The following is a 13,262-nucleotide window of genomic DNA, read 5'->3' as shown; positions in this document are numbered from 1 at the left end:
AAGAGGCGGCGGCAAGAGGGGAAGAGACGGCATGTCGAAGAAAACCAGCATGGAAGAAGTACAACAGCTCATCGACCTCGGCAAGGAGAAGGGGTATCTGACCTACGACGAGGTCAACGATATCCTGCCCGCCGACATGGTCTCCTCGGACCAGCTCGACGACGTGATGAGCATGTTCGGCGAGATGGACATCGAAGTGGTCGACTCCGAGCAGAAAATAGCCCTGCGCAAGGACCGGGACCTGGACGACGAGGGGGGCGGCGACGACGACGAGGAGGAAGAGTCCGAGTTCGAGGCCGGCACCCTGGGGCGCACCAGCGACCCGGTGCGCATGTACCTGCGCGAGATGGGCCAGGTCTCGCTGCTGACCCGCGAGGGCGAGGTCGAGATCGCCAAGCGCATCGAAGAGGGCGAGACCAAGGTGACCAGCGTCATCATCCGCACCCCCATTGCCTTCAAGGAGATCATCAACCTCGGCGAGCGCCTCGAGAAGGGGCAGATCAGCGTCGCCGAGATCACCAAGGAATACGAGGAGGAAGAGGGGAGCGAGGAGGAGGAGAAGCAGCGCCAGCGCATCCTCGGGCTGGTCGGCGAGATCCGCGAGCTCGATACCCGCTTCATGTCTCTGCGCGAGCAGCTGGCCGGCGAGGTCACCCGGGAGGAGAAGAAGTCCCTGGAAGGCCAGTGCAAGGAGATCAAGGGGCAGGTCGCCGAGCTGATGCGCAAGATCCGTCTCAAGGATTTCCAGATCGCCAAGATCGTCGACCGCCTCAAGGAGTTGGCCGAGCAGGTCAAGAAGGGGCTGGCCGAGGTCGCCGCCTGCGAGAAGGAGCTGGGCAAGCCGCAAAAGGACATCAAGCGCCTGCTGCGCCGCATGCGCAAGAGCGAGGACGAGGCCCGCAAGGTCTCCGAGGAACTCGGCGCGCCCATGGACACCCTGCTGGTGGTGGAGAAGCGCCTAAAGAGCGCCCAGCGCAAGTTCAAGCGGGTCGAGGAGGAATCGGGCTTCGCCCCCGAGGAGCTGCTCGAGGCCCTCAAGGAGGTGCACAAGGGCGAGTGGCGCGCCAAGTCGGCCAAGACCGAGCTGGTCGAGGCCAACCTGCGCCTGGTGGTCTCCATCGCCAAGAAGTACACCAACCGCGGGCTGCAGTTCCTCGACCTGATCCAGGAGGGGAACATCGGCCTGATGAAGGCGGTGGACAAGTTCGAATACCAGCGCGGCTACAAGTTTTCCACCTACGCCACCTGGTGGATCCGCCAGGCCATCACCCGCGCCATCGCCGACCAGGCCCGCACCATCCGCATCCCGGTGCACATGATCGAGACCATCAACAAGCTGATCCGCACCAGCCGCCAGCTGGTCCAGGAGATGGGCCGCGAGCCGATCCCCGAGGAGATCGCCGAGCGCATGGAGCTGCCCCTGGAGAAGGTGCGCCGGGTGCTCAAGATCGCCAAGGAGCCGATCTCCCTGGAGACCCCCATCGGCGAGGAGGAGGATTCCTCGCTGGGCGATTTCATCGAGGACAAGGGAGTGGTCTCCCCCCTCGAGGCGGTGATCAAGGGGAACCTCTCCGACCAGACCTCGCGGGTGCTGGCCACCCTCACCCCCCGCGAGGAGAAGGTGCTGCGCATGCGCTTCGGCATCGGCGAGAAGTCCGACCACACCCTCGAGGAGGTCGGCCAGGACTTCGCCGTCACCCGCGAGCGTATCCGCCAGATCGAGGCCAAGGCCCTGCGCAAGCTGCGCCACCCGAGCCGCGCCAAGCGTCTGAAGAGCTTCGTCGAGTAGCGGCCGGAACCCGTTTAACACTCTTGACAGAAGCTGCGGCAAGGCATAGACTGATTGTTCGTGTTCAGGGCCTATAGCTCAGCTGGTAGAGCCACCGGCTCATAACCGGTCGGTCCCAGGTTCGAATCCTGGTGGGCCCACCACCCAAGGAAGACATGAGTCGCCAACTCATTTCGAATCATGTAACGCCATAGCTCAGGGAGAGTGCAACGATACCAAAGTTGCACTCTCTTTTTTTCCAGCCCCAATCTGCCGGATGATGAAAAAAGAACGCCCCGCCCGTATTCAGGATCTCGTCGGTCTGCTCAACAGCCTTTATCACCCCACCCTCGCCGAGGATTGGGACAACGTGGGGCTGCAGGTAGGCGAACCGGGGGCCGAGGCGGGCCGGGTGCTGGTCGCCCTCGACCCCTCCGAGGCGGCCCTGGAGGCTGCCCGCGCCGCCGGCGCCCAGGCCCTGCTCACCCATCACCCGCTGATCTTCCGCCCCCTCAAATCCCTGGTCCCTCACGACGAAACCGGCCGTATCCTGTTCCGCGCGGTGCGCGAGGGGATCGCCGTGCTCTGTGCCCACACCAACCTCGACCGCGCCGTCGGCGGGCTTAACGACTGGCTAGCGCAGCGCCTGGGGCTGGAGCAGGCCGCCCCGCTGCTGGCAGGGGACGCCGACCTGCTCAAGCTGGTGGTCTTCGTCCCCTCCGGTTACGAGGAGTCGGTGGCCGGGGCCATGTTCAAGGCCGGCGCCGGCAAGATCGGCCGCTACGACTGCTGCGCCTTCCGCACCCCGGGCACCGGCAGCTTCCGTCCCGGGCCGGGCACCGACCCTTTCATCGGCCGCCAGGGCGAGTTCGAGAAGGTTCGCGAGGTGCGCCTGGAGACCGTCGTTCCCCGGGAACTGGTCGGCAAGGTGGTCGAGCGCATGCTCAAGGCCCACCCCTACGAAGAGGTGGCCCACGACCTGATCCCCCTGGCCAACCGCCGCCCCCAGGTGGGGCTGGGGCGCATCGGCCGTCTGCCCGAGGCCCTGCCTCTGGGGCGGTTCACCGAGCAGGTCAAGCAGGCCCTCGACACCCCCGCCGTGCGCCTGGTCGGCGAATCCGCGGCGCTGGTGCGCAAGGTGGCCCTGTGCGGCGGCAGCGGCGCCTCGCTGCTGGCCGAGGCCGCCCGCCAGGGGGCCGACGTGCTGGTGACCGGCGACGTCAAGTACCACGAGGCGAAGAACGCCCAGAGCCAGGGGATCGCGCTGATCGATGCCGGGCATTTCCCCACCGAGCGGATCATGGTCCGGGAGCTGGCCGCGACGCTGCGGACCGAGGCGGGCGCTCGGGGCATCAACATGGAATTTATCGAAATGGCAGGGGAGGAAGACCCGTTCAAGGTGGTCTGAATCCCCTTCCTTTTTTGGCAATACCGTAGCAGAATCAAGAAACAGAAACGCAGATTGGAGGAGCGACGTGCAAGAGAAACTGCAACTGCTGAAACAACTGCAGGGGCTTGATCAGGAGCTGAAGGCCATTCGCGAGAAACGGCGGGTGCTCGAGGACGAACAGGCGGCCCTGGATGCCGATGTGCAGCGCATCCAGACCATGGTCGACAGCCTGGTCGCCGAGGTCGACGGGCTGCAGGCCGACCGCCGTGAACTGGCCCAGGCGCTCGGCCTGGAGCAGGAAAACGTGGAAAAGGCCGAAGGCAGGTTGCCGGGGATAAAGACGCAGAAGGAGTATGTGGCGGTCCTCAAGGAGATCGACACCGCCAAAAAGCTCAACAAGGACCTGCAGGATCGCATCCGGGAGAAGGACGGGGAGATCGAGGCCCTGACCCGGGACAAGGAAGAGAAGCAGACCGAGCTGACTTCCCTGAGCGAGCAGGTCGGCGGCCGGCGCAGCGAGATCAGCGCCGCCCTGGGCGATTTCGACGGCGCACTGGCTGATAAGGGCGAGCTGCGCGATCAGCTGCTCAAGCAGCTTTCGGCCCAGTTGCGCAGCCGTTACCAGCTGCTGGTCGACCGGCGCGGCGGCATCGCCGTGGTCGAGGCGCGCAACGGCGCCTGCCAGGGGTGCAACATGCACCTGCCGCCCCAGCTGTTCAACAGCCTGTTCAAGGCCGACGACCTGCAGACCTGCCCCCATTGCAACCGGCTGCTCTACGTGGAGCAGGGGCAGTAGAAAAGCCTGCAGGATTCAGGAATCAGAATTCAGAAAAGGCAAAAAGCACTTTGTGGATTCTGACGCTGGATTTCAGGGTGCATGGCCGGAGAAGGACGGATGATCGCTGGCCCCTTCGGGGGCGGGAGGAAAGTCCGGGCTCCGCAGGGCAGGATGGTCCCTAACGGGGACCGGGGGCGACCCCAGGGAAAGTGCCACAGAGAGCAGACCGCCCGCCTGTGCCGATGCCCTGCATCGGCTTCGGCGGGTAAGGGTGAAAGGGTGAGGTAAGAGCTCACCAGTTCCGGCGGTGACGTCGGAAGCTAGGTAAACCCCATCCGGAGCAAGGCCGAATAGGGGAGCGTTCGAGGGCGGCCCGTCCGAGGCTCCCGGGTTGGCTGCTGGAGGCCGTCGGCAACGGCGGTCCTAGAGGAATGATCATCGTCCCGGGTGCGGGTAACCGCTCCGGGGAACAGAACCCGGCTTACGGCCTTCTCCGGCCATGCATGTTTTTGAATCGATGGGATTGTAGGGGCAGGCCTGCGTGCCTGCCCTGGGCGCCGCAGGGGGCCGTCCCTAACGCATTCCAAAAGGCAGCGGCACACCCTCCGGGGAGGTGCCGCTTGTTTTTACAGCGAATGGAAAACCAACAGCAACTGCAAAACCTGTGGCAGCAATCGCTGGCGCGCCTGCGCCGCGAGGTCGAGGCGCTGTCCCCGGCCGAGCGCGAGTGGATCGCCGGGCGGCTGACCGAGATCGCGCAGCTGCAGCGGCAGCTGCACGCCTTTTTCGAAAAGGCCGGCGGCGACGAACTCTGCCGGCTCTGCCGGGGGGCCTGCTGCGAGCGGGGCACCCACCATTTGACCCTGGCCAACCTGCTGGACTTTCTGCTGGCCGGCGAGGCGGTCCCCGACCCCGATTTTTCCTCCACCTGCCCGTTTCTCGGTCCCGCCGGCTGCCGGCTCGAAGTGGGGCGGCGCCCCTTCAACTGCGTGACCTTCATCTGCGAGCAGGTCGAAGAGCGCCTCGCCCCCGCCGAGCGCGACACCTTCTACCGGCTGGAGAAGCGGCTGCGGGCCCTCTACCTGGCCTTCGACAAGCGCTACGCGGGCTCGAGCCTGCGCGGTTTTCTGATCCGCGCCGAGCGCCTCGGCGAGCGGGCTTTTCTCGACCGGATCTGACCCGGGCGTGGTATAATCAAAGCCCTTTCCGCCCGGTAGAAAATCCGGGGGAGGGTTGATTTCTCTGGAGGAGAACTATTGTCCATGGAATTGCATTTCACCCGGACCAACACCGAGATCGATCCCCTGATCGACGCGCTTATGGAGAAGGTTGGCGTCCATCACCCGGCCATCGTGCGGGAGATGATCCTCAGCGCCCTCAAGGCCGGGCAGGAGAACGACTACCTGGCCGACCTCAAGCTGATGCGCACCACCATGAAGGAGATGCGCTACACCAACAAGGTCTTCGGCCCCTACCGCCAGCGCAAGAAAGTGACCATCTTCGGTTCGGCGCGCACCGAGCCCAGCGAGCCGATCTACCAGAAGTGCGTGGGTTTCTCACGCATGCTCGCCGAGCGCGGCTACATGGCCATCACCGGCGGCGGAGGCGGTATCATGCAGGCCGGTAACGAGGGGGCGGGCGAGGAGAACTCCTTCGCCGTCAACATCCGCCTTCCTTTCGAGCAGGAGACCAACCCGGTCATGTCGCAGAGCGACCGGGTCATCACCTACAAGTACTTCTTCAACCGCAAGGTCGCCTTTCTCAAGGAGGCGCACGCCATCGCCCTGTTCCCCGGGGGCTTCGGCACCCTCGACGAGGCCATGGAGGCGCTGACCCTGATCCAGACCGGCAAGAACCCGCCGATCCCCGTGGTGCTCATCGACGACGACAAGGGCGATTACTGGGAGGTCTGGTTCGAGTTCGTGCGCAAGACCCTGCTGAAGAAGGGGCTCATCTCCGGCGAGGACTTCAGCCTGTTCTCCATCACCCGCGACCCCGCCGAGGCGGTGGAGATCATCGACCAGTTCTACCGGGTCTACCACTCCAGCCGCTTTATCGGCGAAACACTGGTGATCCGGCTCAACAAGCCGCTGGCCACCGAGCAGATCCGGACCCTGGAGAGCGAGTTCAGCGAGATCATCGTTCCGGGCAACTCGCTGCACCAGACCGGCCCCTACCCCGAGGAGAAGGACCAGCCCGATCTGCTGCACCTGCCCCGGCTGAGCTTTGAATTCAGCCACCGCAGCTACGGCCTGCTCAAGGCCTTCATCCGGCGGATCAATTCCTTTTGAGGCAATCCCTTCCACTGGCGGGGGCTGTGGCCCCCGCCTTCCCATGAACGCCCGCCTGTTCCTTGCCCCTGCCCAAAAAGTACCCCGGCGCCTTGCGTCCTGAAAATATCCGGCTAGTATGTAAACTTCGTCGGGTGAGAATACGCTAAAAAAGGGGTGTCCGCTCATGATCCGTTCCCAGGCGCTGGTCGATTATGGAAGGTTGGGTTCCGCCAAGGTCGCGATATTTATCGATATCACCGATGCTGCCCGCTCCTATCAGCTGGTGGCGCGGCACCGCGAGGCGATCCAGCGGGTGGCCGACCTGTTCGGCGCCAAGGTGCTGCTGGTCGAGGGGGCCCGGCTGCCGGCCGAGTCGATCGTCGAGGACGAATTCGCCGATGCCTGGATTTTCCTGGTTTCCGACGGGCGCAACCGCTCCATGACCACCAAGAAAAACCCCCAGCGGATCAATCTCGACGCCCAGTGCGACTGGGAAAACCACGCCTTCAAGGAGATCATTCGCCAGATCAAGGAATCGACGCGGATTCTCGAGGATATCACCGCCCACTACCAGCGGCTGCCCGCCGCGCCCCTCGGCAGGCGCCAATCCCGGGAGGAGGTCGCTGCCCCGCGGCACAACTAAGCGGTTTGCCCCGGCCATATCCCGGGCCCGGCGAACGCAAAAGGGCACCAATTGGCGGCAGGTGTCTGCATCTGCCAACAAACCGACACCTCTGCCCTGTCCCCCAAGACCCACCGGTCGTCGCTCTCCGGCCCTGAAAACCGACCCAAAAACGGTCATGTGAATCAAGGCTAACCTTCGTCGGTCGCTACTTGATTGACACCGGCATGAAGTTTGTACTAAAGTCGCGCGGAACCTGTCGTGTTCTAAAAAAATCAGGACAGGAGGCGATCTTTGCATGCCTTATGAAAATGGAATGGAAAACCTGAAAAGCAGCCCCTGCGACCGCCGGCGGTTTTTGAAGCTCGGCCTGGCGGCAGCGGCGGGTCTGGCCCTGCCGGTCACCACCTGGGCGCGCCTGCCGGAATTCAAGCTCCCCGAACGAACCTTATCTCTCTATAATATCCATACCGGGGAAACCCTCAGAAAAGCAGTCTATTGGGCCGAAGGGGTCTACGTCCCGGAAACCCTCGCCGAGATCAATCACCTGCTGCGGGACCATCGCTCCAACAAGGTCAAGAAAATCGACCCCCGCCTCTGCGACCTGCTGTTCGCCCTGCGGCGACGGCTCGAAGAGAAAGACCCGGTGCACATCATCTCCGGCTACCGCTCGCCGGAAACCAACGCCCAGCTGCGCAAGGCCAGCTCGGGGGTGGCCAAGCACAGCCTGCACATGGAAGGCAAGGCCGCCGACATCTCCCTGCCGGGGCGCGATCTGGGCATCCTGCGCAAGGCCGCGCTCGGCCTCAAGGTCGGCGGCGTCGGCTACTACCCCAAATCGGGCTTCGTCCACGTCGACACCGGCAAGGTGCGCAGCTGGTAGCTCGCTGCGCCGGCGGCAGAGACAAAACCAAACAAAGACAGAGCATGGCCCTTCCGGTTTCGGAGGGGCTTTTTTGTTGCCGGCTGGTTCGGGGCGCCATTCTCCGGAAAGGTCCCATGGTCTTCTTTCCGCAAGTTTTTTCCCCTGAACTCCCCGGCTGGGGTGTTTTTATTGGTATCCTTGATAGCTGATAGAGCGAGGGGGGAAGTCCGCCAATAAACTTCCACGCACGAGGTGATTCTTGAACATGTTTCAGCGGGTACTTCTGGTCGATGCCGGGAGCGGTTTCTACAAGACGAAAAAATACGGGTTCGACCGTTATTTCGGGCCGGTGGATCTGGGCATGCACATGGCCGAGAAGTACCGCAGCCTCAACTTCGGCGTCGGCCCCTTCGCCGGCTCGATCCTGCCGGGCTCCAACCGCCTGGTAGTGACCGGCTTTTCCCCCTGCTGGCAGGGCAACTACATCAGCTCCATGGGGGGCGCGGGACTGGTGTTCAACAACCTGGGGATCAACATGCTCAGCCTGGTGGGCAGGGCGCCGTCCCCCTCGGTGCTGGTGCTCAACCGCAACCACGGCGAAGAGATCGAGGTCGACCTGGTCCCCGTCGATGCCCAGGGGATCTGGCGCACCGGGCGCACCGGGGTCTACTCCCTCACCGACCGGGTCTACGAGCAGTTCGGCGGCCGCTACGCCAACGACCCGCGGATCCTGGTCACCGGCCCCGCGGCCCTGCACACCGACATGGGCGGCATCATGTCGGTGCCGATCAACAAGGGCAAGATCAGCTACGTCGACACCTGGGCCGGGCGCGGCGGCTTCGGCAGCGCCCTGGTGCAGAACCACGGCATCGTGGCCATCATCTACGGCGGCACCCTGGTCGAGGAGGACTTTCGCGACCGCAAGGTGGCCGACGAGTGGTTCCAGAACAAGTACAACCAGCGCCTGATGAAAAAGGACCTTGAGGTGACCAGCAAGTACCGCTTCGACGAAAAGTTCGATACCGGCGGCACCTTCGGCGTCAACTACGCCTCGGTCGGCGGGCGCGTTATGGCCTTCAACTACCGCAGCAACGCCTGGCGCGAAGAAGAGCGCCTGGCGCTGCACCGGGATTTCATCGTCGCGCACTACCTCAAGCAGTTCAACGACGAGACCATCAAGCCCCGCCAGCAGGCCACCTGTGGCGAACCCTGCGTGGCGGTGTGCAAGAAGATGCACGGCATCTACAAGAAGGACTACGAGCCCTACCAGACCCTGGGGCCGCTGTGCGGCATCTTCGACCAGCGGGCCGCCGAAAAGCTCAACCACCACTGCGACGCCATGGGTTTCGACGCCATCTCCGGCGGCGGCGTGCTGGCCTGGCTGATGGACCTGCTCGACGAAAAGGTCCTCTCCCCCCAGGAGCTGGGCGTCACCCGCATGCCCCGCTGGCAGGTGCAGGGTTTCGACCTCGAGCAGGACTCGGCGCACAACGCCGAGTTGGGCTGCGAGCTGATCGACGCCATCCTCGAGAAGCGGGGGATCCTCGATTTTCGCGAAGGGGTGCGCAAGTGGAGCCGCATCCACTCGCGCCGGAAGGGGACCGCGCTGCACGACCGGCTGGTCTACACCGCCCACAACCGGCGCGGCTGGATGGTCCCCAACCAGTACTGGGTCGCCGGGGTGCTCGCCCCGATGGCGATCATGGGCAAGTACTACATGATCTACAGTTTCGACTTCGTCCCGCCCCGCACCCTGGGGCGGATGTGCGCCGAGCGGATGAAGAAGGAGCTGCTGCTCGACAACCTCGGCACCTGCCGCTTCCACCGCGGCTGGGCCGAAGAGATGCTCCCCGAGGTCATGGGCTCGCTCTACGACAGCAAGGAGCGGTTCCTGCGCGCCGTCGACGTGCTCGCCAGCCGCATCAGCAGCCGCAACAGCCCGATTTTCTGGGAGTCCGAGCGCAACGTCGACTACCTGCTGAGCTTCCTCAAGCGCAAGCTCGAGGTGGACAAGGTCGACGATCCGCGCCTGGCGGAGTGGCTGGACAAATTCGCCGCGGACAAGTACGAAGCGGCGCGGGAGTTCTGGTACCAGATGCTGATGGGGATTGATGAGAGTTTGCGGGAGTTTTTCTGAGGTGGGAGTCGGTTAGTTCACAAGACAGAAACAGAATATCCGAAACCGACCGTTTTGTAGGGGCAGGCCTGTGTGCCTGCCCTTGGTTTTTTTGGGGGGATGTGAGCCTTCGTTTGATTTCCGCTTGACATTATGGGGCCGCTTTTTCAATATGTAGCTTTATTGGGAAGGATTAAGGAGTGGGTTCACATGCTGCGCGGAATGTTGTGTATCACATATCAGAACACGTTGCCGCATTTGATATTCGTGATTCTGTCTAACTTCGTTGGGAAAAATCAATAAAAGGACAAATGTTTATGACAGAAGAGGGGCTTGATATAGACGGTGTCGGAAAGTTAGCAAAGGCAATCCCTCAAAAAGCATGGGTTCAAATTGTTGACACCGCATGCACAACCTTTAAAGATTGCATTTCTCCAATAACTTCTACAGCAAGTGGATTAGGTCGATTGATAGACGCCAAATTTGAGCGTTTAGTTGAATCTGAAAAAATTATTGTTAGTCAGCATTTTAAAAAGGCAAATGAAAAAGTAAAAAACACAAAAAAGACTGTTGAAAATAAGCCAAAAATTAATATATTAATTAATGTAATAGAGTGTTCATCGTATGAAACAGATGAAATAATAAAAGAACTTTGGGCCAATCTAATAGCTCAGGAAATTATTGGTGGATCTGTCCATCCAGATTTTATAAATATTTTAAAACGGATGGATGCAAAGGACGCGAAGCGTTTGGCCAAAATAGCAGAAGAAAGTTCTGATAAATCTATAAAAGAACAGGCAACCCTATTTATTAAATCAATTAAGCTTGCAGTTGCAGGAATTGAATTTAGCATCCCAGACGAACCAACCGATTTCACTGCTGAGCACCTAAGCAATCTTAATCTTATTCAAAAAACTTCTGGAAAATGGGTTTTAACAAACACTGGTCGTGCTTTTATTGAGGCGGCCAGTGACCCAGAAGTAATTATTGGGAAATAATACAAGTATCACGCCAATTAACCGGACAATACAGAGGTGCTTCCCGAAAGAGCTTCTATCAATTGGTGCCGGTACGGCGTCGCCAGTTATAGCAATTCGTTATGTGCATTGAATTCGAGGGTGGCCAATCATGATAACTGAACTTCAAATGGATGGGGTTGCAAGCTTTAAGCATGCTACTTCGCTGAAAACAGATAAAAAGATCAACTTGATCTACGGCCTGAACGGCACGGGCAAATCAACTATTTCTAACTACCTATATGGCCAGGCAGGAGAAAACTTTACCAAGTGCCGAAAGATTCAGGAGAATTCCGACCCAATATTGGTTTACAACCAAAAATTCATCCGTGACAATTTTTTTGTTGCCGACAGCCTAAGGGGAATTTTCAGTCTTTCGAAAGAGAACAGAGCTGCCGAAGAAAAAATCAAAAAGGCTAGCGCTACCCTTGAAGAAGCGGAGATCCGTTTAAATACCAAGCAGATAGAGAAGCAGAAGGTGTCGCAGGCGTTTGAAGGTCAGAAACAGAAGGCGGTAGACGAGGTTTGGAGAATTAAAGCAACCTATTCAGGAGGTGACCGCGTCCTTGAGTATTGTTTCGATGGCTTGAAAGGGCAAAAAGATAGACTCTTTTCCCACTTGGTGGCTATTGCCAAGCCCGAAAGTGAACCGGGAAAGTCAGTCAAGGCTATTCGAGACGAAGTCGAAGGTCTGAGGGGGGATTCTGCCCAACCTCAAGAAATTCTTCCAGAACTCGCGTTCGTCGCTCATGATGTCGAATCGCATCCCATTCTCGTCAAACCTATAGTTGGTAACGATGATAGTGGGGTTGCTGCACTTATAGACAAGCTTGGCAATGCCGATTGGGTAAAGCAGGGCCTCGAGTATCTCCCGGAAAACATAGGAGAGACTAGTCACCCCTGTCCCTTTTGCCAAGAAAAAACGATCACTTCAGAGGTTATCAATAGTATAATAAATTACTTCGATGAAACGTACCAAGCAGACATCGACACACTTGAAGGTCTTAAAAAAAAATACCTTGAAGCACGAAATGAATTACAGGATCTCAACACTTACCTGGGGCACCCTTTCGCAAAGGAGAGCATTGCTACACTTACGACCAGGCACCAAGAGCTATTAGCTACACTTGGCAGCAACGCAATCGCTATCGAGCAGAAAATAAGAAACCCAAAAGCACCTCAAGCCCTGTTTGATTCTACCGCGAAAATTTCTGCTTTCAATGACGAGGTCAGAAGCATTAATGCCGCAATTCTGACTTACAACGACCGACTCAAAAATTCAAAGAATTCATTGGAGATTCTCAAGGCCGAATTTTGGTCGATGATGCGTTGGCAGTATGACCAAACCCTCTCTCGTCTCGATAAAGACCGCCAAGAGGCGAACAAAAGTATTATGGCTTTTGAAGGTGAGATCAGTCAAATTTACACTGAAATCTCCTCAGCGAAGGGTTTGATTGCAAGTGCTCAAAAAGAGACAGTCAATGTTGACGATGCTGTATCATCAATTAATGCTGGACTTCTTGATCTTGGCATTGATGACTTCATGATAAAGAAGCACTCAGACCGCCTATATCGTGTTGTTAGATCGGGCGAATCTGGGGATGCCTTCCATTCACTGAGTGAAGGCGAAAAAATGATGATTAGCTTCTTATACTTCTGTGAACTGTGCAAGGGCAGGGTTAGCACCGAGGATACACACGCTAGACGAATCGTAGTGATTGATGACCCAATATCCAGCCTATCTCACGTCTTTATATTCAATGTAGGGCAACTAATAAGAACCGTATTTTTTAAGTCTGAGCGTTTCAGTCAAGTATTTGTTTTGACGCATAGTTTGTATTTTTTCTATGAACTCACCGATCCCAACCATGAGCGCCGGAAGGAAAATCAAAAACTTTTTCGAATCTCTAAGTCAGCAACCGGTAGCGACATACAAGAAATGACATACGAAGAGATTCAAAATGACTATCAAGCGTACTGGTCAGTGGTTAATGACACGACGCAACCGCCGGCCCTTATCGCAAACTGCATGCGAAACATTGTGGAATACTTTTTCAATTTTGTAAGACGAAAAGATCTCAATAACGTGTTTCAGATGCCTGAACTTAAGGATATGAAGTTTCAGGCGTTTTGCCGTTATGTTAATCGTGAATCTCATTCTCTTGGTCAAAATATAATTGACATGAAAGAATTCAACTACGAGATCTTCAAGGACGGACTAAGACTAGTGTTTGAAAAGACAGGATACTCTGATCATTTTAAGGCGATGTCAAGGTTGTAGAGATGTGGGTAGGGGACCGGGTCGGACCAAGTCAACTGCCCGAAAATACACGAAAATCACCAGTAATTTCCCCCCGGTTTGGACCCATGCTCAGCAAAAGTGCAGGGTCGGATCAAGTTAACTGACTGAAAATACATAAAAAGAGCCAGTATT

Annotated in this window: 10 protein-coding genes, 1 tRNA gene and 1 other RNA gene; all 12 read left to right on the top strand. The window is 58.4% G+C overall.

Translation table 11 applies throughout. The features are described from left to right. Nucleotides 1–31 precede the first annotated feature (31 nt). The gene (rpoD, locus tag DESUT3_RS18035) at nt 32–1,789 is read left to right on the top strand and encodes an RNA polymerase sigma factor RpoD (protein WP_221249869.1); all 1,758 of its coding nucleotides are present in this window, start codon (nt 32–34) and stop codon (nt 1,787–1,789) included. Between the two features lie 67 nt (nt 1,790–1,856). Continuing rightward, a tRNA-Ile gene (locus tag DESUT3_RS18030) sits at nt 1,857–1,932 on the top strand. A 113-nt stretch (nt 1,933–2,045) separates the two neighbouring features. Further along, complete coding sequence (locus DESUT3_RS18025; RefSeq protein WP_221249868.1) at nt 2,046–3,176, top strand: Nif3-like dinuclear metal center hexameric protein; 1,131 nt, start codon at nt 2,046–2,048, stop codon at nt 3,174–3,176. A 67-nt stretch (nt 3,177–3,243) separates the two neighbouring features. Further along, entirely contained in the window at nt 3,244–3,954 is a 711-nt protein-coding gene (locus DESUT3_RS18020; RefSeq protein ID WP_221249867.1) for a zinc ribbon domain-containing protein, read from the top strand. An 87-nt stretch (nt 3,955–4,041) separates the two neighbouring features. Next, an RNA gene (gene rnpB, locus DESUT3_RS18015) (RNase P RNA component class A) lies at nt 4,042–4,435 on the top strand. Nucleotides 4,436–4,556: 121 nt separating this feature from the next. Beyond that, complete coding sequence (locus DESUT3_RS18010; protein WP_221249866.1) at nt 4,557–5,114, top strand: hypothetical protein; 558 nt, start codon at nt 4,557–4,559, stop codon at nt 5,112–5,114. Between the two features lie 84 nt (nt 5,115–5,198). Then, nucleotides 5,199–6,227, top strand: a complete 1,029-nt coding sequence (locus tag DESUT3_RS18005) for an LOG family protein (protein ID WP_221249865.1) — start codon at nt 5,199–5,201, stop codon at nt 6,225–6,227. A 166-nt stretch (nt 6,228–6,393) separates the two neighbouring features. Continuing rightward, nucleotides 6,394–6,852 carry a hypothetical protein gene (locus tag DESUT3_RS18000; protein ID WP_221249864.1) on the top strand — a complete coding sequence of 153 codons (459 nt, stop codon included), beginning with the start codon at nt 6,394–6,396 and terminating at the stop codon, nt 6,850–6,852. A gap of 295 nt (nt 6,853–7,147) precedes the next feature. Further along, the gene (locus DESUT3_RS17995; protein ID WP_221249863.1) at nt 7,148–7,714 is read left to right on the top strand and encodes a YcbK family protein; all 567 of its coding nucleotides are present in this window, start codon (nt 7,148–7,150) and stop codon (nt 7,712–7,714) included. 247 nt (nt 7,715–7,961) lie between these two features. Continuing rightward, nucleotides 7,962–9,833, top strand: a complete 1,872-nt coding sequence (locus DESUT3_RS17990) for an aldehyde ferredoxin oxidoreductase C-terminal domain-containing protein (protein WP_221249862.1) — start codon at nt 7,962–7,964, stop codon at nt 9,831–9,833. 296 nt (nt 9,834–10,129) lie between these two features. Next, complete coding sequence (locus DESUT3_RS17985) at nt 10,130–10,810, top strand: Abi-alpha family protein (RefSeq protein ID WP_221249861.1); 681 nt, start codon at nt 10,130–10,132, stop codon at nt 10,808–10,810. A gap of 130 nt (nt 10,811–10,940) precedes the next feature. After that, nucleotides 10,941–13,109 (top strand): AAA family ATPase, encoded by a 2,169-nt coding sequence (locus tag DESUT3_RS17980; RefSeq protein ID WP_221249860.1) that lies wholly within the window; start codon nt 10,941–10,943, stop codon nt 13,107–13,109. The last annotated feature ends 153 nt before the right edge of the window (nt 13,110–13,262 follow it).

Origin of the sequence: Desulfuromonas versatilis (assembly GCF_019704135.1) — a bacterium.
Lineage (GTDB): Bacteria > Desulfobacterota > Desulfuromonadia > Desulfuromonadales > NIT-T3 > Desulfuromonas_A > Desulfuromonas_A versatilis.
This window is presented reverse-complemented; position numbering and strand designations above follow the sequence as displayed.

What these genes read in the sequence shown, in the direction of transcription:
- rpoD (WP_221249869.1), top strand. Translation starts at nt 32, where the DNA reads ATGTCGAAGAAAACCAGCATGGAAGAAGTACAACAGCTCATCGACCTC.
- DESUT3_RS18025 (WP_221249868.1), top strand. Translation starts at nt 2,046, where the DNA reads ATGATGAAAAAAGAACGCCCCGCCCGTATTCAGGATCTCGTCGGTCTG.
- DESUT3_RS18005 (WP_221249865.1), top strand. Translation starts at nt 5,199, where the DNA reads ATGGAATTGCATTTCACCCGGACCAACACCGAGATCGATCCCCTGATC.
- DESUT3_RS18000 (WP_221249864.1), top strand. Translation starts at nt 6,394, where the DNA reads ATGATCCGTTCCCAGGCGCTGGTCGATTATGGAAGGTTGGGTTCCGCC.
- DESUT3_RS17995 (WP_221249863.1), top strand. Translation starts at nt 7,148, where the DNA reads ATGGAAAACCTGAAAAGCAGCCCCTGCGACCGCCGGCGGTTTTTGAAG.
- DESUT3_RS17990 (WP_221249862.1), top strand. Translation starts at nt 7,962, where the DNA reads ATGTTTCAGCGGGTACTTCTGGTCGATGCCGGGAGCGGTTTCTACAAG.
- DESUT3_RS17985 (WP_221249861.1), top strand. Translation starts at nt 10,130, where the DNA reads ATGACAGAAGAGGGGCTTGATATAGACGGTGTCGGAAAGTTAGCAAAG.
- DESUT3_RS17980 (WP_221249860.1), top strand. Translation starts at nt 10,941, where the DNA reads ATGATAACTGAACTTCAAATGGATGGGGTTGCAAGCTTTAAGCATGCT.